This window comes from Rhodococcus sp. PvR044, assembly GCF_040548995.1.
GTDB lineage: Bacteria > Actinomycetota > Actinomycetes > Mycobacteriales > Mycobacteriaceae > Rhodococcus_G > Rhodococcus_G oryzae.
Window position 1 is genome coordinate 179,909 of the sequence record NZ_JBEPSX010000002.1, and the last position, 18,684, is coordinate 198,592.

The 18,684-nt window shown below is 65.1% G+C and carries 19 protein-coding genes and 1 pseudogene; 13 read left to right on the forward strand and 7 right to left on the reverse strand.

Translation table 11 applies throughout. The annotated features are described in order from the left end of the window. The first annotated feature begins 932 nt into the window (after positions 1-932). From vanH to ABIC28_RS07020, 5 genes are read left to right on the forward strand one after another with little or no spacing between them, the layout of a single operon-like run. A complete protein-coding gene (vanH, locus tag ABIC28_RS07000; RefSeq protein WP_097210862.1) occupies positions 933-1,985 on the forward strand; it encodes a D-lactate dehydrogenase VanH in 1,053 nt (350 codons plus the stop codon). Further along, positions 1,982-3,022: a D-alanine--(R)-lactate ligase VanO gene (gene vanO, locus ABIC28_RS07005; protein ID WP_097210861.1), complete on the forward strand. Its 1,041-nt coding sequence runs from the start codon at positions 1,982-1,984 to the stop codon at positions 3,020-3,022. The genes vanH and vanO overlap by 4 nt, the downstream gene beginning before the upstream one ends. Continuing rightward, positions 3,019-3,627, forward strand: a complete 609-nt coding sequence (gene vanX / locus ABIC28_RS07010) for a D-Ala-D-Ala dipeptidase VanX (RefSeq protein ID WP_097210860.1) — start codon at positions 3,019-3,021, stop codon at positions 3,625-3,627. The genes vanO and vanX overlap by 4 nt, the downstream gene beginning before the upstream one ends. 32 nt (positions 3,628-3,659) lie before the next feature. Next, positions 3,660-4,268: a hypothetical protein gene (locus ABIC28_RS07015; protein ID WP_209928073.1), complete on the forward strand. Its 609-nt coding sequence runs from the start codon at positions 3,660-3,662 to the stop codon at positions 4,266-4,268. Then, positions 4,268-5,419, forward strand: a complete 1,152-nt coding sequence (locus tag ABIC28_RS07020; RefSeq protein WP_354578146.1) for a UDP-N-acetylglucosamine--N-acetylmuramyl-(pentapeptide) pyrophosphoryl-undecaprenol N-acetylglucosamine transferase — start codon at positions 4,268-4,270, stop codon at positions 5,417-5,419. The genes ABIC28_RS07015 and ABIC28_RS07020 overlap by 1 nt, the downstream gene beginning before the upstream one ends. Here ABIC28_RS07020 and vanS-O read toward each other — a convergent pair. Further along, positions 5,352-6,452, reverse strand: coding sequence for a vancomycin resistance histidine kinase VanS-O (gene vanS-O / locus ABIC28_RS07025; RefSeq protein WP_097210857.1), 1,101 nt, complete (start codon positions 6,450-6,452; stop codon positions 5,352-5,354). The two genes, ABIC28_RS07020 and vanS-O, sit on opposite strands and share 68 nt — an antisense overlap. Then, complete coding sequence (vanR-O, locus tag ABIC28_RS07030) at positions 6,445-7,137, reverse strand: vancomycin resistance response regulator transcription factor VanR-O (RefSeq protein ID WP_077043363.1); 693 nt, start codon at positions 7,135-7,137, stop codon at positions 6,445-6,447. Before vanR-O ends, vanS-O begins: the two co-directional genes overlap by 8 nt. Positions 7,138-7,649: 512 nt before the next feature. On the opposite strand from vanR-O, the gene ABIC28_RS07035 reads away from it, so the two are divergent. Together ABIC28_RS07035 and ABIC28_RS07040 are read left to right on the forward strand one after the other, a co-directional pair. Continuing rightward, a complete protein-coding gene (locus ABIC28_RS07035; RefSeq protein ID WP_097210856.1) occupies positions 7,650-7,958 on the forward strand; it encodes a hypothetical protein in 309 nt (102 codons plus the stop codon). A gap of 195 nt (positions 7,959-8,153) precedes the next feature. After that, positions 8,154-8,888, forward strand: coding sequence for a hypothetical protein (locus ABIC28_RS07040; protein WP_269588816.1), 735 nt, complete (start codon positions 8,154-8,156; stop codon positions 8,886-8,888). Between the two features lie 324 nt (positions 8,889-9,212). Here ABIC28_RS07040 and ABIC28_RS07045 read toward each other — a convergent pair whose 3' ends face one another. Beyond that, entirely contained in the window at positions 9,213-9,605 is a 393-nt protein-coding gene (locus tag ABIC28_RS07045; RefSeq protein WP_354578149.1) for a hypothetical protein, read from the reverse strand. 267 nt (positions 9,606-9,872) lie between these two features. On the opposite strand from ABIC28_RS07045, the gene ABIC28_RS07050 reads away from it, so the two are divergent. Then, positions 9,873-10,652: a polymer-forming cytoskeletal protein gene (locus ABIC28_RS07050; RefSeq protein ID WP_354578151.1), complete on the forward strand. Its 780-nt coding sequence runs from the start codon at positions 9,873-9,875 to the stop codon at positions 10,650-10,652. A 1,217-nt stretch (positions 10,653-11,869) separates the two neighbouring features. Here ABIC28_RS07050 and ABIC28_RS07055 read toward each other — a convergent pair. Next, the gene (locus ABIC28_RS07055; RefSeq protein WP_245221102.1) at positions 11,870-12,598 is read right to left on the reverse strand and encodes a MerR family transcriptional regulator; all 729 of its coding nucleotides are present in this window, start codon (positions 12,596-12,598) and stop codon (positions 11,870-11,872) included. On the opposite strand from ABIC28_RS07055, the gene ABIC28_RS07060 reads away from it, so the two are divergent. Continuing rightward, positions 12,585-12,830: a hypothetical protein gene (locus tag ABIC28_RS07060; protein WP_354578153.1), complete on the forward strand. Its 246-nt coding sequence runs from the start codon at positions 12,585-12,587 to the stop codon at positions 12,828-12,830. The genes ABIC28_RS07055 and ABIC28_RS07060 overlap by 14 nt on opposite strands. 3 nt (positions 12,831-12,833) lie before the next feature. On the opposite strand, the gene ABIC28_RS07065 is transcribed toward ABIC28_RS07060, so the two are convergent. Next, positions 12,834-13,322 carry a hypothetical protein gene (locus ABIC28_RS07065; RefSeq protein WP_354578155.1) on the reverse strand — a complete coding sequence of 163 codons (489 nt, stop codon included), beginning with the start codon at positions 13,320-13,322 and terminating at the stop codon, positions 12,834-12,836. Positions 13,323-13,397: 75 nt separating this feature from the next. Further along, the gene (locus ABIC28_RS07070) at positions 13,398-13,898 is read right to left on the reverse strand and encodes a hypothetical protein (RefSeq protein ID WP_354578157.1); all 501 of its coding nucleotides are present in this window, start codon (positions 13,896-13,898) and stop codon (positions 13,398-13,400) included. Positions 13,899-14,802: 904 nt separating this feature from the next. Here ABIC28_RS07070 and ABIC28_RS07075 point away from each other — a divergent pair. The 4 genes and pseudogenes from ABIC28_RS07075 (at position 14,803) to ABIC28_RS07090 (ending at position 16,955) form a co-directional block, all read left to right on the forward strand. After that, the gene (locus ABIC28_RS07075; protein WP_209928064.1) at positions 14,803-15,120 is read left to right on the forward strand and encodes a hypothetical protein; all 318 of its coding nucleotides are present in this window, start codon (positions 14,803-14,805) and stop codon (positions 15,118-15,120) included. 120 nt (positions 15,121-15,240) lie between these two features. After that, positions 15,241-15,903, forward strand: a pseudogene (locus ABIC28_RS07080) (response regulator transcription factor); the annotation flags it as partial. A 1-nt stretch (position 15,904) separates the two neighbouring features. Next, entirely contained in the window at positions 15,905-16,747 is an 843-nt protein-coding gene (locus tag ABIC28_RS07085; protein WP_354578160.1) for a histidine kinase dimerization/phospho-acceptor domain-containing protein, read from the forward strand. Continuing rightward, the gene (locus ABIC28_RS07090) at positions 16,635-16,955 is read left to right on the forward strand and encodes an ATP-binding protein (protein WP_209928062.1); all 321 of its coding nucleotides are present in this window, start codon (positions 16,635-16,637) and stop codon (positions 16,953-16,955) included. The genes ABIC28_RS07085 and ABIC28_RS07090 overlap by 113 nt, the downstream gene beginning before the upstream one ends. 47 nt (positions 16,956-17,002) lie before the next feature. On the opposite strand, the gene dnaB is transcribed toward ABIC28_RS07090, so the two are convergent. Beyond that, positions 17,003-18,391 (reverse strand): replicative DNA helicase, encoded by a 1,389-nt coding sequence (gene dnaB / locus ABIC28_RS07095; protein ID WP_077043362.1) that lies wholly within the window; start codon positions 18,389-18,391, stop codon positions 17,003-17,005. Positions 18,392-18,684 lie beyond the last annotated feature (293 nt).

Genomic DNA, 18,684 nt, shown 5'->3' on the forward strand with positions numbered 1-18,684 from the left:
GCCGGGCTTCCTACGCAGCCTCGGCTGGACGGTCGAGGTCTGTTCGGCGGGTTCCTGTTTCACCGGAATCTCCTTCAGAACCGCCAATGGACGGCGTTCAGTCATCCCTGCGCGGCAGGTTCTCCGATACCGAAGCCGTCCTCGACCCCGTACACCACCTGACGTGTGGATACCGGAACCAGGTCATTCGTAGAGCTAGGCGCAGGCCGCACTTGAACCGACACCACGGAGTTCGATCACCGCACACTGTCGGGCGCGCGTATGCCGACTACGCCTGACTCATTTCAGCAGTCGGCCCGCTGCCATCAAACAGTCCTTGTTACCCGTCCTGCTCGCTGATCCTGCGAGAGCACCCTATCCAGGACCCATTTCAGCTTGGTCCCATCGGCAGATCTCGCGATCGCGGGCTCTCTCGACGACGCCTCCGTCAGGCACGCCGGATGCACAACGAAAGTTAGCTCGCGATCACACCGGCGGGCCGTGCTGCGACCTGTTGAGCGGCCCGCCGGTGCGTGTTGTACAACGCCCACCAGGTGCGGCCAGGGGTTACAGCGCATGCGGATCCACACGCGAGGTCGCACCGGCCGCGAACCGGATCTACGACTTGTCACATGACGCCCGTCTCAACAATCCGTCAGATGTCCGATTTTGTCTCAAGTTTCGGTGTCCGCGGCAAATGTTGCCGCCCGCGCCGAAAGATGAGACAACGACCATGGGATACGCGGCGGTTGAGACGGTATCGATATCCCACGTTGAGACACGGTGCATAAAGTAAGGCTCAGTTACCTTCTTTTAGTGGCGCCGGCGCGGACATCTTGCCGCTGTTTCGTTCCGCGCATGCCGCTTCCGAACGCAACCCCACGGGCGGCATATCGTCCGCATATCGAAAATTGCATACACGCTGGCAACACCGCGTTGTCTTGACTTTCGGCATGTCCTACAGCGACCTGGGTTTGATCGACAGCGAAGTGATCGCGGAGCGACGCGTCCGAGCGCTCGACGATTCGTCACCCTCGGCCGTCCCGACCACTGGGGTCAGAGTTTTCGGATGCGGTCACGACGAAGCCGTTTTGTTCCGCGAGATGGGACCCCGCCTCGGGCTAACGCCAAGCATCACCGAGGAAGCGGTCAGTGAAACCAACGCTGAACTGGCGCGTGGCAACCGATGCATCAGCGTGAGCCACAAGACGCAGATCGACAACTCCACGCTGCTGGCGCTGAGCCGAGTCGGAGTGGAGTACATCTCCACCAGAAGCGTCGGGTACGACCACATCGACGTGGAATTCGCGGCGAGCATCGGCATCTCGGTCGGCAACGTCGACTACTCGCCCGACAGCGTGGGCGACTACACACTGATGTTGATGCTGATGACCGTACGCCACGCGAAATCAATTGTCCGCCGCGCCGATACGCATGATTACCGGCTGAATGAGACGCGCGGCAGGGAGCTGCGCGACTTGACCGTCGGGGTGATCGGAACAGGGCGCATCGGCACAGCAGTCATCGACCGGCTGCAGGGATTTGGCTGCCAAGTGCTGGCACATGACAGCGGGCCTCACGCCTCCGCCGACTACGTTCCGCTCGATGAACTGCTGCGGCAGAGCGACATTGTCACGCTCCACACTCCACTCACCGCGGACACACACCATCTCCTCGATCGCCAACGCATCGACCAGATGAAGCACGGCGCGTACATCGTCAACACGGGTCGCGGACCGCTGCTCGATACCGAGGCCCTCCTCTCCGCCTTGGAGAGCGGCCGGTTGGGCGGCGCGGCGCTCGATGTCGTCGAAGGAGAGGAAGGGATCTTCTACGCCGACTGCAGGAAAAAGCTCATCGAGAACAAGGCCCTGGTGCGGCTACAGCGCCTGCCGAATGTGCTGATCAGTCCGCACTCCGCCTACTACACAGACCACGCCCTGAACGACACCGTCGAAAACAGCCTCGTCAACTGCCTCAACTTTGAAAGTGGGAGAACAGCATGAGCAGATTGAAGGTCGGGGTCATCTTCGGAGGGGCTTCCGAAGAACATCCCGTCTCCATCAAGTCGGCGCGAGAGGTGGCAAGAAATCTCGACACGGAGAAGTACGAACCGTTCTGGATCGGCATCACGACCGGCGGCGAGTGGAAGCTCTGTGACGGCCCCGACGCGGATTGGGAGAATCGCAGCGCCCGTCCCGCCGTGCTGTCACCCGATCGACGTGTGCACGGCCTGCTGGTCATGGAGCAGGGGGGCTACGAAACCGTGCGCCTCGACCTCGTCTTCCCCGTACTTCACGGCAAGCTCGGCGAAGACGGCGCGATCCAAGGCCTGTTGGAGCTCGCCGGCATCCCCTACGTCGGCTGCGACATCCAGGGCTCGGCTGTGTGCATGGACAAGGCCCTGGCCTACACCGTGGCCAAGAGCGCGGGAATCGCCACGCCGACCTTTTGGGTTGTCGCGGAGAACGAGAAGGTCGACGCCGATCATCTTCGCTATCCGGTCTTCGTGAAGCCGGCCCGTTCGGGTTCATCTTTCGGCGTCAGCAAGGTCACCCGTGAAGACGAGCTGCCGAACGCGCTGAGCGCGGCGCGACAGTACGACTCGAAGGTCCTGATCGAAGAAGCCGTGGCCGGCAGCGAGATCGGCTGCGCGGTCATGGGTGAACTATTCGGCCTGATCACTGGGGAGGTAGACCGCGTCGACCTCTCGCACGGATTCTTCAGGATCCACCAGGAGGACTCACCCGAAACGGGATCGGAGAACTCGACGTTCATCGTTCCCGCCGACATCTCCGACGAATCGCGCCGGCTCGTCCAAGAGACCGCCAAGGTCATCTACCGCACCCTGGGCTGCAAGGGACTTGCCCGCGTTGACATGTTCCTCACCGACGACGGGCGGGTGGTCCTCAACGAGGTCAACACCATGCCCGGCATGACGTCGTACAGCCGGTACCCGCGGATGATGGCCGCCGCGGGGCTGCCGATCTCCGACGTGATCGACCGGCTCATCTCGATGACAATGCACGGGAAGAAGCGATGAACGACGACTTCGTCTACGTCGACGACTGGGTGCCCGGAGTCCGCTGGGATGCCAAGTACGCCACGTGGGACAACTTCACCGGCAAACCGGTAGACGGCTACCTCGCGAATCGGATCGTCGGCACCCGGGCTTTGTGCGCGGCCCTTGAGCAAGCACGCGAGAAGGCAGCTTCCCTCGGCTTCGGGTTGCTTCTCTGGGACGGCTATCGTCCTCGACGCGCCGTCGACAGCTTCCTACGCTGGTCAGAACAGCCGGAGGATGGCCAGACGAAGCAGCGGCACTATCCCAACATCGACAGACCCGAGATGCTCGAAAAGGGATACGTGGCAACCCAGTCGGGCCACAGTAGGGGCGGCGCCGTTGACCTGACGCTCTATCACCTTGCGACCGGTGAACTTGCTCCTATGGGTGGCGACCACGACCTCATGGACCCGATCTCACGTCATCGAGCGCGAGGAATCAAGCCAATCGAGTCCAAGAATCGTGAGCTTCTTCGTTCCATCATGGAGGACTGCGGATTTGATCGGTACGACTGCGAGTGGTGGCACTACACGCTGAAACGCGAACCATATCCAGATGTCTACTTCGACTTTCCGATCACGTGATGGGTCTCCATTGTGTCTCGCAGTGGGGGCGTTTGGCGACCAACGACGAGGTCGTGATGCGGCGCACACGCCCATCGGGGCTGGAGGTCTTCTTGCGACACACCGATCCATCGAAACTGTACGACTGGGCCTCCGACGGATACCCCTCGAGCGAGGAGTACCTGTTCTGGTCCCGCAAGGTCTGCGGCTTGGCGTGTCTCCAGTCCCTGCTCCACGGCTGGACTGACGTCCGACTGTCGATGGGCGAACTCCTTGCGCTGGCCGTCGAGTGGGGTTGCTATGTGGTGGAGCCTTCGGGCAAGGTCCACGGCCTGCTCTACAGGCCATTCATGGCGTGGGTCAGCACACAATTCGGATTCGACTGCCAACTGGTCGAGCACACCCCGATTCAGGTATCGGCCCGAGAGCTGCTGCCCGGGCAGGTCATGATCGCTTCGGTATCACCCGAGATTCGCGATCCCAACACCTACGAGCCGCGACGAGGAGGCCATCTTGTGCTGATCTATGCAGTCGATGATGGAGTGGTGCGGTTTCATAATCCGTCGGGCTACTCCCACAATTCAGACTCTGCATCGCTGCCCATGCATGTGTTCGAGCGGTTTCATGCCAACCGAGGAATCTTGGTCAGAGGGGCATCGTGATGCTGGCTGGCGAACCCGCACCGCGCGTCGTTGTCGCGGGCGGCCATTCGGCCGGGCACATAGAGCCCACGATGAACTTCGCCGACGCGCTGAGCCTGCTGGAGCCCACGGCCGAGATCACCGCGCTCGGCACTGTCCGTGGCCTGGACACCACGCTCATCCCTGCCCGCGGCTATTCACTCGAACTTATCCCGCCCGTGCCACTGCCGCGCAAGCTGAGCCGCGACCTGCTGCACACGCCGGGCAGACTGCGCGACTCCGTCCGGGCGACCGGAGCCGTACTCGACCGCGTGCGGGCCGAGGTCGTGGTGGGCTTCGGGGGCTACGTGGCCATGCCCGCTTATCTTGCCGCACGCCAGCGGGGAATACCGATCGTCGTCCATGAGGCGAATGCCCGGCCTGGAGTGGCGAACCGACTGGCGGCCCGGATGACGACCCACGTATTTACCGCCGCGCCCCGTGTCCACCTGGCTCACGCCAGCGCGATCGGCATCCCGCTGCGGCCGGCGATCACCAGGCTCGACCGGGCCGCGCTGCGCGAGGCGGCTCGGCAACGGTTCGGCCTGCGCCTGGACGAGCCGGTACTGATGGTCACTGGCGGTTCGCAGGGAGCTCAAGCGATCAACGCCGCCGTGGCCGGCGCTGTAACAGCGTTGCGGGCGGCCGGCGTGCAGGTGCTGCACATCACCGGGCCACAGCGCATGGTCGAGCCGCCCGACGGCGACCCCGGCGACCCGCCCTACGTCGTCGTCCCGTACGTCGATGAGATGCAGTACGCCTACGCCGCAGCCGACTTCGCGATCTGCCGCTCGGGGGCGATGACGTGCGCCGAACTCGCCGCTGTCGGCTTACCGGCCGCCTATGTGCCGCTGCCGCTGCGCGGCGGTGAGCAGCGCTTGAACGCCGAGGCGGTCGTTGCTGCCGGCGGGGCAGTGATCGTCGACGATTCCGATCTCAACGCAGGATGGATCGAAACCACTCTGATCCCGCTGCTCGCCGATACCGAGCGGAGAGCGGTGATGTCGGCTCATGCGTTGGCCACCGGCGCACCCGACGTGGGTTCGCTGCTGGCCCGGCACGTGCTTACGGTCGTCGCTGAGCGGCGGGCAGTCGCACTGCGACGGAGAGCCCGCCGGCAGCTCGGGGGCTGAGCGTGAGGGATCCGTCGTGTGCCTGAGTGATGCTCTTGACGATCGCCAGGCCAAGGCCCACCCTCGCATCGTCCCCGCGGGTGCGAGCAGTGCCGCGCTGAAACGGCTCGGTGAGTGTCGAGACCAACTGTGGACTGAGCTTGTCGCCGGTGTTCTCGACCGTGAGCATGACGGACTCGGGGCCGATGGCGGTGCTGATCTGCACGCTGCCGTGCTCGGGGACGTTGTGGACGATCGCATTGTGCAGAAGGTTCGTAGTCAACTGCAGCAAGAGTGCGTGTGAGCCGATGACCGGCGCGATGTCCCCCGAGGTCTCGATGCTGACGCCGTGCTTCTCCGCGAACGGGAGGAGCGTCTCGGCGGCTTCTTCCGCGATGAGCGACAGATCGACGTCTTCTCGGCTGAAGGACCGTTGGTCGGTACGGCTGAGCAGGAGCAATGCCTCGGTGAGCTCGATCGCCCGTGCGTTGACAGCGCGGAGGCGTTCGTCGAGCTCGCCGCCGTCGCGGTTCGGATCGTTGCGGGCGACATCGAGAAGGGTTTGTGTGATCGCCAGCGGGGTGCGCAGCTCGTGGGAGGCGTTGGCGGCGAATCGCTGCTGCGCGGCGTCTCGTGCTTCGAGCTGTGCGAGCATGGCGTCGAAGGCATCGGCAAGTTCACGGAACTCGTCGTTGCGTCCCTCCAGTTCGATCCGGTACGACAGCGAGCCACTCCCCGCCTCCCGCGCGGCGCGCGTAATGCGCGTCAACGGGGCAAGCATTCGGCCCGCGAGAATCCAACCACCGACAAGGCCGAACACCAGCAAGAACCCGAGCGCCAAGATCGCTGCTGGGACAAACACCACGGGACCGAAGTTGCTCGGGTCGAAGACCCGGGCAAAGTCGGCCAGATCAGGGAATTGGAAATTCGTTGACCGCCCTCTCAGCAGGAAGACCCAAACCGCCGCAAGGAGCAAGACACCGGCGAGCATGAGGAACCCGGCATAACTGAGAGTGAGTTTGAGGCGAACGCCCAACCCAGGCGCTCTATCCACCGTCGCCGCCGCCTCTGGCGTCCGGTTCGGTATCGATGCGGTACCCGACCCCCGGCACCGTGGCGATCAGCCACGGTTCGCCGAGCCGCTTGCGCAACGTCGAGACCGTGATGCGCACGGCATTCGTGAACGGATCGGCGTTCTCGTCCCACGCCCGCTCCAGCAACTCCTCGGCGCTGATCACACCGCCCTCGGCAGCGACGAGAACTTCGAGCACCGCGAACTGCTTCCGGGTCAGCGCGACGTACCGGCCGTCCCGGTAGACCTCGCGACGGAACGGGTCCAGCTGCAGACCAGCGATCTCCCGCACGGGCGGCCTGCTGTGCGCGCGCCTGCGGTCGAGGGCCCGGAGACGGAGCACGAGCTCCTGCAGCTCGAACGGCTTGGTGAGGTAGTCGTCGGCACCGAGCTCGAACCCGGAGGCCTTGTCGTCCATCCGGTCCGCGGCAGTGAGCATCAGGATTGGTATGCCGCCACCGGAAGCGACGATGCGCTGGGCGATCTCGTCACCGGAGGGGCCGGGGATATCACGGTCGAGGACGGCGATGTCGTAGGCGTTGACGCCCAACAGATCCAGGGCAGTGTCCCCATCACCGGCGATGTCGGCCGCGATCGCTTCCAGGCGCAGCCCATCGCGGATGGCTTCCGCCATGAACCGCTCGTCCTCGACGACCAACACACGCATGCTCGCCATGTTAGGCGGCCGCGTATATCGCCGGCGTATCAAAAATCGCCTTCGGGCTGGCAACAGCGCATTGCCTTGATTGAGCAGTATGGGCCAGACCGCAGCACGACCGAAGACCCGCAGGACTCCCAGACCGACCATTGTCGGCCTGGTCCTCGTCATCTTCGCTATGACCGTCGGGATCGTCGTAGACCGGTCGGCATCGCCATCGGGGACGACTGGACCTGGTGCAGTGCGGGTCTGAGGTAGGCGGCACCAGAGATACGCGGACCGATGCCGATCGCGACATGACTGAATCTGACGGAGCCCTCCCCGACGGCGCGACAGTCTTCGATCGCCAGCACCCTGGCATAGCGAACCTCAGCCAGCACTACTCCAGGCCATGCTCGCAGCCGCGAACGACGCCGCTGACGACGGCATCCAGCTCTAGCGAGGCGCACGCCTTCGCGAATGCTGGCCACTGAGCAAGCTGTGTACGAGCACGTCGCTTGAGGTTCACAGACAATCGAGAGATGAGCAGCGCGAGTCAGATCAGTGAGCAGGCCGTGGTCCTGGCGATGGACTACGGACTGTTCAGTCTCTCCGGAGGCCTCGCGGATTTCGAGGACGAACTCGAACTGCTCGCGCAGGCGCAGGCTGCGCAGCCGTGCGCTGGTGACGGCAAGGCGCTGGTGGTGCTGAGCCCGCACCAGAACAACTTCGAGATCATTCGGGATGCGTCCGTCTCATCGGATCACAAAACCCCAGGTTCTTGTCTCAACATCTCAACATGTCCGAATTCTGTCTCAAGATTCGGTGTCTGCGGCAGTGGGTGCCGCTGACGCGGAAATCTGAGACGAGTACCTGAGATAACAATGCGGATGAGATAGAAGTCGCCCCACATGGTGAGACGAACCAGGGTTTGCAAGCCTTCACTTGCTATCTGTTGCGGGCTGACCCGTCATCACAACGAACACTCGTGAACCTGTGTCCTGTTTGACGATCGCTGAGCAGGCCGCCCGCCGCATGCCCTAGGCGTGGGACCGTCGATGCAGCCGTGGAGAGCGCCGGGCGCCGCTACGCTCGCGGACGCAGGACGGACTCAAGGGAGCTCGGTGACGAAGATCAGCAGGACAAGAGGGATCCAGGTCGACGGCGGGTGGAGTGTCGACTCCAATGCGTTCGTCGACGAGCACTACAACGCACAGGACGTGCCGTTCGATGACACCGTGCTGTTCACCGCGGTGAACAGCATCACCGGCGAGACGGTTTCCCTCTCCTATGAGAACGCAGCCATCGGCTACTCGCTCGAGCAGATTCTGCTGTCGAGATCGTTGGGCCGATGGATGTACGACGAAGACAGGAGTGTCCACACGACGATCGCAGCCGGCCACGACATCGAGGCCATCTATGGCCTGCTCCTCCGGTTCCTCAACCCACTCAACAAGGACCTGATTCCTCTCCGGCTCTCCAGTTGGACGGTTGTCGTCAACAATCTGACTGAAACAGAAGCTGCGCACCACGACGTGGAACTGGTCTTCTCGGCGACTCGTGGGAAGCTCTTCATCGACGTCACCTACACCCGGATCGAAGATCGGCCGTACTGCGTCTACATGGGGATGTCGAAGCATCCCTACACCGAACTCACCTACAAGCTCGACAAGCCGACGACGACACGGAAGGTGATCCACCTGAACGAGGTGGACGCTGTTGCCGCGTTGATCGACGATTTACTGACGGGACTCGAGCCCTTCTATGCGAGCGTCGGCTGACCATGGACGCCCCGGGCATGCCCCGGGCATGGCACTTTGACCTCCCCGGGTGCCTTGTCGCGCAGCCCCTTCCAGCTCGGATGACGAAGGCTCCGCCGGTATGCTCGCGGTACTCCGCCTCGCATACCAGTAGCGGTTCCACCCGTGCACGCCCCGGATTCGCGGCCTCAACGTGCGTCCTTGTTTGACGATCGCCGGACAGGACGGCTGACGGCACCCTGAGAGTCATAGACGACCGTGCCGGAGCTGGTGAGAGAATTCCGGCCGCGGCGCTCAGGGCGAACCGTGAAGTGCCCAACCGATTACGGTTGGGCGCTTCACGTGTCAGGACGATCCCAGCGTCCCTGGGAGCAGGCCAGGCGGGGTCGGGACCGGATTGATGGTGTGCAAGTTCTGCGAGAACGGGACCCGCATCACCTGATGGGTCTGCCGCCACGGATCGAGCTGAAAGCAGTCGAGCGGAAGCGGGCCGGTCACGGCCCCCGGGTAGGTGTAGCAGTAGATGTCGATAGTGCCGAACGGACTGAGCAGGTTCGAGTTGTTGTCCCACGACCTGCTGGGCTCCCACGGCAGTTTGAACCACCTCATGTTCAGCTCGTACCCGGGCGGCGGAACGTACGCCTCCGCCGCACTCGCCTGCGGCGCCGCTACACCCGCGCCGAGCGCCGCGAGTCCGACGGCCACTGCGCCAGCTCGGACGAGAAATGAGCGCTTCATTCAGATCTACCCCCTGCGAAAGAAACGGACAGTCTGTATGTCCGCTGGGGCAGGCGCATCGTTACTGGCGGTGGCCGCGAGGGCGCTTGAACTCTCGGGTTCCCCTTCTACCGGCCGTCCTGTCTAACGATCGCTGAACGCGACACGGGTTCGAGAGCTGCGGAATGGAGGCCCCGGGGAGAATGTTCACCGCCAGCCTCCTCATGCCAGCGAGTCGTCTTGTGCCCCGGCTGTGCGTGGGGACTGAGACCAGAAGCGAAGGACGACATGACCGGCAAGCACTTCGAGCTGACCGACGAAACGCGAAACTACTTCGGCCACAACCTGCATCGCATCCGCGCCACACGCGACATGACACGGTACTGCGTCCGCAAGGGCGACGTCGGAGGATGGGTTGAATGCGAGCGCAATGTGTCTGGGTACGCGTGGGTGTCAGGCGACGCGAGGGTGTTTGGCGACGCGTCGGTATCTGACAACGCGGAGATCTCAGGCAACGCGGAGGTCTCGAGCAACGCGAGGGTGTCGGGCAACGCGGAGGTCTCCGGAGACGCGCGGGTGCACGGCGACGCGCGGGTATACGGCGACGCCGAGGTGTACGGCAACGCCAACGTGTACGGCAACGCGGACGTGTCTGGAGATGCGACGGTGCATGGCGAGGCGAGGATATTCGGCGATGCGGAGGTCGAAGGCAATGCCAGCGTGTACGGCAACGCGGACGTGTCCGGCGACGCGCGGGTATCCGGCCGCGCGGAGGTGCACGGCCGAGCAACTGTCACCGAGCGCCAGGACATCCTCGTCGTATATCCCATCGGCTCCCAGTCCGTCACCGCGACTCTCACCCGCACCGCCGCCGGCCACAACTTATCGGTCGGATGTTGGCATGGCGGCACCATCGACACACTCCGTGCCGAGGTAGATCGGCGCTCACAGACGTGGCCAGGAACAGCGCAAGATCATGCCCGCTGGCGCGCCGAGCACGAGGCACTGGAGGCGCTGTGCCGGGCGCGTATCGCCGGGTGGAAACGTATGGACGAAGACCCCTACTGACTGTCCTGTTTGACGATCAGCAAACAGAGCGGGACTCCGGTGAGCGAGCCGATCGGATACGTCAGTCAACTGCCATCAACTAGTCCTGGTTACCCGTCCTGCACGCTGATCTTGCGAGGGCTCCCTATCCAGGACCCACTTCCACTCGGTCCCAAGTTCACCACAACGTCCCAGAGCCAGACTTGGCCAACCGACCCCCCGAGAACGCCCTCACACAATCTTTCGATTTCGTGACCCTCGCGATTCGGGCGATGGCGACCGAGGCCTTGTCTCAACAATCCGGAAATGTCCGATTTCTATCTCAAGTTTCCGTGTCCGCGGCAGTGGGTGTAGGTTCCGGATCTACTTGTCCGATCGGCCTGCGGTTTTCAAGATCTTCCACGGCAAATGCCCTAGAAATTCCGGCTGCCGATGTCCTATTCCGCAGGCCCTCGGGTACTGGGCATCCAAGGATCACCCTCTCGGGCACCTGAGCAGCGATCGTTGCCGTCCCTCCACCCGCATGGTTCTGGGGCGGAGGGGCGCCGGCCCTCGATGCCGAGGCACACGGTCGGTATGGGCTCCCGGACTAGGTCCCGTTGTCACGGAAGGTCACCCGCTCCCACGGGAGATAAAGCACCGTGGGGAAACCGTCCCATCGATGTACACGCCGGTACCCACCACGAAGCCACCGGCGGGGGGTGTTGATGGTCATGATCGAATCCGCCGACGTGGTCGCCGCCGTGAGCCCGGCCGTGGCGGCTGCCGCCCTCAAACAGACTGTGCCCCAGCCGATTCGGCGGGCATTGCTGCTTGTGCTCATATGCTGCTCCTGTTCGCGGCCCGGGCGGTCAGAATCCGAGGCGGCCGGTACCGGCGCTGCCGCTGCCGATGCTGCCTCCGCCCTTGCACCACTGGATCTCGTCGTTCGCCGAGGTCATCAAGATCTTGCGCGAACAGGGCTATACGGTGCGCGATTCCGACGCACCCGATGACAAGTAACCGCCTCAGACGACGGCGACAAAAGTTCGGGGGCGTGTTTGCCGATTCTGCTGAGCGCCTTGGCGTTACGGGCCGAGTGGACGCATTGCAGGACGGGAGATGATGGGTTTCCAGATGTCGACGGCCCACGCCGTCGGTTCCGGCCTGATTGCCGAGACAATGGGAGCGTCCCCTCCGCACTGGCCGCGGAGGGGACGCTGCATTCTCCGGGATACCCCGGGCTTCCGGGCCGAGGGCTACTCGCCGAGCCGCTCGTCCGCGTAGACGACCATCGCGTCCCGCTGGTACTCGGCCAGGCCCTCGGCGATCTTCTCGTAGTTCGCCTTGAACCGCTCGTCGTCCACGTACATCTGCCCCATACACTTGTACGCGTCCCGGTTCGGGGTCCAGAAGCGGCAGATGCCCTGGTACTGCGTGTGGATCTCCGTTTGGACCGCCACGTCGACGACCGGGGTGCCGGCGGCCATGAACTCGGCCATACGGATCATCGCCGCGGTCATCTCACGCTGCATGCGCTCGACGTCCTCGGCAGTCATCGTCGCGGCGTTGCGCTGAGACTGTTCGAACTCCTCCGGCCAGCGTTCGCGGGCCTCGTCGTCGTGCTGCGTGTTGTCGAAGCCCTCGAACAGGTTCTCCGGGCGATTGATCTTGACTGTCATTTCCGTCTTCCCTTCGAGTTCGGCGATGGTGTGCGCCACGGTGTCGGCCATCCGCGCCAGGCGGTTGCGCTCTCCGAGTAGGCGGATGTGCTGCCGTTTGAGGGCGGCGAGTGTGTCCGGCTCGGAGTCGACCGCCTCGGCGATCTCGGCAAGGCCCAGGCCGAGTTCGCGCAGGACGAGGATCTGCTGCAAGCGCAGCAGTTGCTCATCCTCGTAGTAGCGGTAGCCGTTGGTGCCCACGTAGGCGGGCTCGAGCAGTCCGATGTCGTCGTAGTGCCGCAAGGTGCGGGCGGTGACGCCCGACATCCTCGCCACATCCGCGATCGACCAGCTCATGGCGCTTCCCATCTTCCGTGAGGCCGGTCCGTCCGGCCTCGTCTTCGACCGTAGAAGTTGCCGCTACGTGAAGGTCAAGCCGGAATGCACCGAATCAACCGGGAATTCGACTCATCACCGCGTCATCCGGGAGGTGATCGCCGCCTCGCGCCGACTACCGCGGGCAGACCCCGGCCGCGTGCCTGAGCGCGATCCGCACTGAGCCTCAGCGACCGAAGAGACGGCCGAAGAACCCGCCCCTACCCGACGCGAGCGGCGCCCACTCGAGATTCCACAGCTCCCCGACCGTGATTCCGGCGAGGCGGCAGACGAACTCCAGGTGCGCGTCCTCCGGGTCGTCCTCGGTCTCGAACACCGCCTCGGCGTCGATCGGGGCGCCGAGGTCTTCGGCGACCTCGCGCTCGGCAAGTACTCGGAGGCGGGGGTCGTCGCCGAACGACTGGACCACGTAGACGTCGCTCGTGCCACCGAGGGTGACGAGCACCGTTCCCGCGGGCGGCTCGGAGAGCTGCGGAAGCTGCTGGAGATCGAGACCGGGATCCACGAGCACCACGTGCGCGCCGACCTGCGCGGCCGACGGGCCGGCCGCGGTGCTGCGGCTCGCGTCGTCGAAGTCGATGGTCGAGTCGGCGTCCACGCCGAAGGCAGAGAGGTCGGTGTTCGGCACGAAGCCCAGCATGAAGTTCATCGACATTTGCGACAGCCTAGCGACCGGGGACGGCGGATCCCCGGATCGAGTAGCCGCCGTACGCCGCCGGGTTGGCGCTCGCTACTCGCCGTCGGCCCGCCCGTCCGAGTACTGCGCGACCACGCGGTCACGCCAATCGCGGAAGTCGTCGAACTTGCCGGCGAGAGCCTGCCGCAGCTCGGCAGCGCTGTTCACCCAGTCCATGTCCTCCTGATCCGGAACGTCTCCCGGGGCATGGTTGGCGCCGGCGACGACATAGGTCGGGTTGCCCTGCGGATTGACGATGAGGAATCCCGCCGCGACGCACAGCTCATAGATGAACGTCGTCTCCTCCTCCGACAGCGAGGCGTGATCGATCCCACCGCTCAGCGGCTCCTCCTGATCGAGCGGGTCGAGGTACAGGTCGGTCCGGTGGCCGTCGAACAAGAGCGCCTGCCCGTCCGCATCGACCAGAAGCGAACCTTGGCCGTCGCTGTCCATCGCGCGCAGGCCGCGCGCCTCGAGGAAGGCGGCGACGGCATCGCGATCCGCGTCGCGCTTCTCGTCTCCCTGGACGCGGACAAAGATCAGCGAGAATCCCATGCCCGGAATACTGTGCCTTCTCGCATCCCTCCGCAAGGAAGACAATGACGATCGCCTCGTTGGCTTGCCGACATAGGAAGAGTTGCAGTTCCAAGGGACAAATAGGCTGGAATCATGACAAGTGCGGGATATCTGGGTCCGGAAAAGGCCAACTAGATCCGGAAGCTACAAGCAGTGTTGCAAATGTAGGTTCCGGATCTACTTGTCCGATCGGCCTGCGACTTTCAAGAAGTTCCACGACGTTTGTCCCCGAAATTCCGGCTGCAGATGTCCTTTTCCGCAGGCCCCTCGGGAACCGGGTATCCAAGGATCACCCCGTCGGGCACCCTGGCAACGATCGCCAGCGCACCTTCACCCTGTGCTACTCCGGTTCGTGGCCCGGGCTGTCAGAATCCTGCCCAGCCTGCCGAAGTTGAAGGCGGCGAGGCTACCGCCGCTCCCGCACCCTGGCGTCTCCGGAGTCGGCACCGGGGCGTCGTGGGGGCACGGATTGATCGTGACGGTCTCCGACCCCGGCCTGTCGTTCTGGGTGACACTAATCATGTGGGTACCGGCAGTGGTCGGCGTCCACGGCCGGTAGCTGAATCCCGTGGGAGCGTTGCCCGGCCAAAAGGAGTTGAAGCAGGTTCCGTTGTCGATGAGGAGGGTCCCGGCTCGGGATCGTGCCTCACCCGCCCCCGGACCTGGTGGACCAGCGACGGGCGTGCCCGGTCGGCATCACAGGAAATGCGCTGCTGCGCACCGGGATCAAGGGTCGCTTCTTGCACCCGCAAGCGCGGAACCTGTACGGGGCACGACTCTCTAACCAACCTCTAAGACTTCGCTAAGCAACGCCGAGTTTTCCGCTCATAAGTTCGTTGATGTCGAGGCCACCAGAGCCACGACCCGAACGAGGAGATCACCCGTGCGCAAGATCATCGCCAACACCCCCACCCGTCGGCGAGCAGCCATCGTCGCCGCCGGAATCGCTGCTGCCGCCGCGATCGCTGTGCCCGGCATTGCCTGGGCCAGCGGCTCCTTCTCCGAGACCGCACCGACCTCGGTCGGCACCCCCGCCGCGGAGCCCGTCCCGGCCACGCAGTCCGACACACCGACCATCGGGGAGGCCTCGATCGCCCCCGAACTGAGCCAGGAGGAGATCGACGCGCTGGTCGCGAAGGGTGAGCTCACCGTGACGGAGGCCACGGCCACAACCCCCGCCGAGACCCGCGGCGAGGGCTAGGCAGCCCGTGGGCACGGACGGGTAGGACGGCGGCGTCACACTCGCGGTGCAGGCCTGCAGGCCTGCTGGCCGGTGCGTGCCCGCGGACGGCAGGGCCTCGCTGTACCGCGCTCGGGCACGATGGATCAGGTGACTGACAGCGCCCGCATCCTGATCGTCGACGACGACTCCAAGGTCCTCTCATCCCTGACGCGGGGGCTCCGCCTGTCCGGTTTCGAGATCGAGACCGCGCACGACTGGGCCTCCGCGCTGCGCGCTGTGGTCGCCACCGGCCCCGACGCGCTCGTGCTGGACGTGAACATGCCCGGGCTCGACGGCGTCGGTGTGGTCACCGCTCTGCGGGCGATGGGCAACGAGGTGCCGATCTGCGTGCTCAGCGCCCGCAGCTCGGTGGGCGACCGGATCGCGGGACTGGAGGCTGGCGCGGACGACTACCTGACCAAGCCGTTCGAGCTGGGCGAGCTGGTGGCGCGGCTGCGCGCGTTGCTGCGGCGGGCACCCCGCACACCGACCCCGGCAGGCATCGTCAGCGTCGGAGCCCTGGAGGTCGACCTGCCGGGGCGCCGTGCCCACGTCGGCGGACACCGAATCGACCTGACCAAACGCGAGTTCGACCTGCTCGGTGTGCTCGCCGAGAACACGGGAATCGTGCTCAGCCGGACGCAGCTGATGCGCCTGGTGTGGGGTTACGACCGCGGTGCTCCCGAGCACGACGTTCCCCGAACCGGCGGTGACCGCACCCGGCGACCACGCCGCCGAACCCGACACACTGCGAACGGAATCTGTGGACGGGACCACCGTACGTGCCCGCGACGTCCCGGTCAGCGGTGCCGCGGACACCTACGTTGCCGTCTCCGTTCCGGAGGATGCACTGACCGTGGCGATCCGGAAACAACAGTGGCAGGTCGCGGCGGCCGCGGGGGTGGCGATCGCGGTGGCGGCGGGGCTTGGCTGGCTGCTCGCCGGCCGCGCCGTGCGGCCATTGCAGCGGCTCGCTGCCGCCACGCACACCATCGGCCGCGATCCGGGCGCGCGGCGGCCGGATGTGCGGGGAGCACGGGAGGCGGAGGAGCTCTCGGATGCGATCGGGTTGATGCTCGACCGGATCGCCGTGGCACAGAAGCGGACCGAGGATGCGTTGGGGTCCGCCCGCGACTTCGCCGCGGTGTCCGCGCACGAGTTGCGCACGCCGCTCACCTCGATGCGCACCGATCTCGAGGTGCTCGCAACGATGCCACTGTCCGATGAGCAGCGCACCGAGGTCGTGCGCGACCTGCTCGTCACGCAGCGTGAGGTCGAGACGACGCTCGCGGACCTCGAGCGACTGGCCGTGGGCGAACTGTCCGACGCCGCCGACCACGAGGAATTCGACCTTGTCGAACTCGCCGATCGCTGCGTGCAAGAGTCGGCGCGCCGGCTGCCCGACGTCGACATCGAACTGTGCGGTCCGGATGTGATGGTCGTGCGCGGCATTCCGTCCGGGCTGCGACTGGTGCTCGACAACGCGATCACCAATGGCCGTCCGCCACGGCAACGCGGACCGGGTACGGATCACACTCGCCGCGAGCGGTGCTCAGGGCGTCGACATCACGGTGGACGACGACGGCACCGGCATTCCCGAGCATGAACGGGCGGCGCTGTTCGGCAGATTCGCCCGGGGGTCGACCGCGCATGCCGAGGGCTCCGGGCTCGGTCTGGCGCTGATCGCTCAACAGGCCGCACTGCACGGCGGCACCGCCGACCTGTCCGAGAGTCCGCTGGGCGGCACCCGACTGCGGCTTCGGCTTCCCCAAAACCCCGCACGCTCGGCGACAACACAAGTGCTGGACATATAGGCCCGGAAAAGGCCAACTAGCTCCGGGACCTACACGACGCAAAAGGGCTAGCCCCGCGCCATGTCCACGAACCGCGACAGGTGCAGCTGGTGCGCGACCGTGATCGTTGCCGTGGGACCACCACGGTGCTTGCCCAGGATGATGTCGGCCTCTCCGCCGCGCGGGTCGTCCCGCTCGAAGGCGTCGGGCCGGTGCAGCAGCATGACCATGTCGGCGTCCTGCTCGAGCGAGCCGGACTCGCGGAGGTCGGACACCATGGGGCGCTTGTCGGTTCGCTGCTCGGGACCACGGTTGAGCTGACAGATCGCGACCACCGGGACCTCGAGCTCCTTGGCCAGCAGCTTGAGGCTTCGGGAGAACTCGGAGACCTCCTGCTGACGCGATTCGACCTTCTTGCCGGACGACATCAGCTGCAGGTAGTCGAGCACGATCAGCTTGATGTCGTGCTTCTGCTTGAGCCGGCGCGCCTTGGCGCGGATCTCCATCATGGTCAGGTTGGGGGAGTCGTCGATGAACAGCGGCGCCTCGCTGATCTCGCTCATCCGCCGCGCCAGCTTGGTCCAGTCCTCGTCGTTCATCTTGCCGGACTTCATGTCGGCGAGCTTGATCTTCGCCTCCGCCGACAGCAGACGCATGACGATCTCGGTCTTTCCCATCTCGAGGGAGAAGATGACGCTGGCCATGCCGTGCTTGATCGAGCAGGACCGCAGGAAGTCCATTCCGATGGTCGACTTACCGACACCGGGGCGGGCCGCGACGATGATCATCTGCCCGGGGTGCAGGCCATTGGTGACCTCGTCGAGCTCTGTGAACCCGGTGGGCACGCCGAGCGAGAGACCACCGCGGCTGGCGATGGAGTCGATCTCGTCCATCGTCGGCTGCAGCAGCTCCTCGAGCGCAACGAAGTCGTCGTTGGTGCGGCGCTCGGTGACGTCGTAGACCTCGGCCTGGGCGCGGTCCACCACCTCGGCCACGTCCTGACCCTCGGACCCGGCGTAGCCGTACTGCACGATCCGGGTGCCGGCCTCGACCAGACGGCGCAGGATCGACTTCTCCGCGACGATCTCGGCGTAGTAGCCGGCGTTCGCGGCGGTGGGCACCGTCTGGGTGAGCGTCACCAGATACGGCGCGCCGCCCACCCGGCGCAGGTCGCCACGACGCTCCAGCTCGGCCGACACGGTCACGGGGTCGGCGGGCTCGCCGCGGGCGTACAGGTCCAGGATCGCGTCATAGACGTTCTGGTGGGCGGGCCGGTAGAAGTCGCCGGGCCGCAGCCGCTCGAGCACGTCCGCGATCGCGTCCTTGCTCAGCAGCATGCCGCCGAGCACGGACTGCTCGGCCGCCATGTCCTGTGGCGGCTGGCGCCCGAAATCCTCACGGGGCGGCTCAGCCGGCTCCGAGTAGTCCGAGTGACCCCGATCATCGACAACCGCCACGCGATAACCGTCCTCTCCCGCAAACCTCGACGCCCGGTCGGCCACGCCGTCCGGTGCGTCCACACGCAATACATACGCGCCCGGACCGACAGGTTGATCCCGACCCCCGAAATCGGGGTCCGGCACAGCCGCCGCAGGACGCGCGCGCACGACGTTAGGCATCCGGACCGGCTCGTTCAACACGGGCTGTGTACACAACTGTGGATGAATTGTGGAAACCGCAGTTGACCAGTGTTAGCGCCCTGGGGACAACCTGAGGATAACTGTGTGACTACTTCCCATCTGCGCAGGTG

What these genes read in the sequence shown, in the direction of transcription:
- vanH (WP_097210862.1), top strand. Translation starts at nt 933, where the DNA reads ATGTCCTACAGCGACCTGGGTTTGATCGACAGCGAAGTGATCGCGGAG.
- vanO (WP_097210861.1), top strand. Translation starts at nt 1,982, where the DNA reads ATGAGCAGATTGAAGGTCGGGGTCATCTTCGGAGGGGCTTCCGAAGAA.
- vanX (WP_097210860.1), top strand. Translation starts at nt 3,019, where the DNA reads ATGAACGACGACTTCGTCTACGTCGACGACTGGGTGCCCGGAGTCCGC.
- ABIC28_RS07020 (WP_354578146.1), top strand. Translation starts at nt 4,268, where the DNA reads ATGCTGGCTGGCGAACCCGCACCGCGCGTCGTTGTCGCGGGCGGCCAT.
- vanR-O (WP_077043363.1), bottom strand. Translation starts at nt 7,137, where the DNA reads ATGCGTGTGTTGGTCGTCGAGGACGAGCGGTTCATGGCGGAAGCCATC.
- ABIC28_RS07035 (WP_097210856.1), top strand. Translation starts at nt 7,650, where the DNA reads ATGAGCAGCGCGAGTCAGATCAGTGAGCAGGCCGTGGTCCTGGCGATG.
- ABIC28_RS07045 (WP_354578149.1), bottom strand. Translation starts at nt 9,605, where the DNA reads ATGAAGCGCTCATTTCTCGTCCGAGCTGGCGCAGTGGCCGTCGGACTC.
- ABIC28_RS07050 (WP_354578151.1), top strand. Translation starts at nt 9,873, where the DNA reads ATGACCGGCAAGCACTTCGAGCTGACCGACGAAACGCGAAACTACTTC.
- ABIC28_RS07055 (WP_245221102.1), bottom strand. Translation starts at nt 12,598, where the DNA reads ATGTCGGGCGTCACCGCCCGCACCTTGCGGCACTACGACGACATCGGA.
- ABIC28_RS07065 (WP_354578155.1), bottom strand. Translation starts at nt 13,322, where the DNA reads ATGTCGATGAACTTCATGCTGGGCTTCGTGCCGAACACCGACCTCTCT.
- ABIC28_RS07070 (WP_354578157.1), bottom strand. Translation starts at nt 13,898, where the DNA reads ATGGGATTCTCGCTGATCTTTGTCCGCGTCCAGGGAGACGAGAAGCGC.
- ABIC28_RS07090 (WP_209928062.1), top strand. Translation starts at nt 16,635, where the DNA reads ATGGCCGTCCGCCACGGCAACGCGGACCGGGTACGGATCACACTCGCC.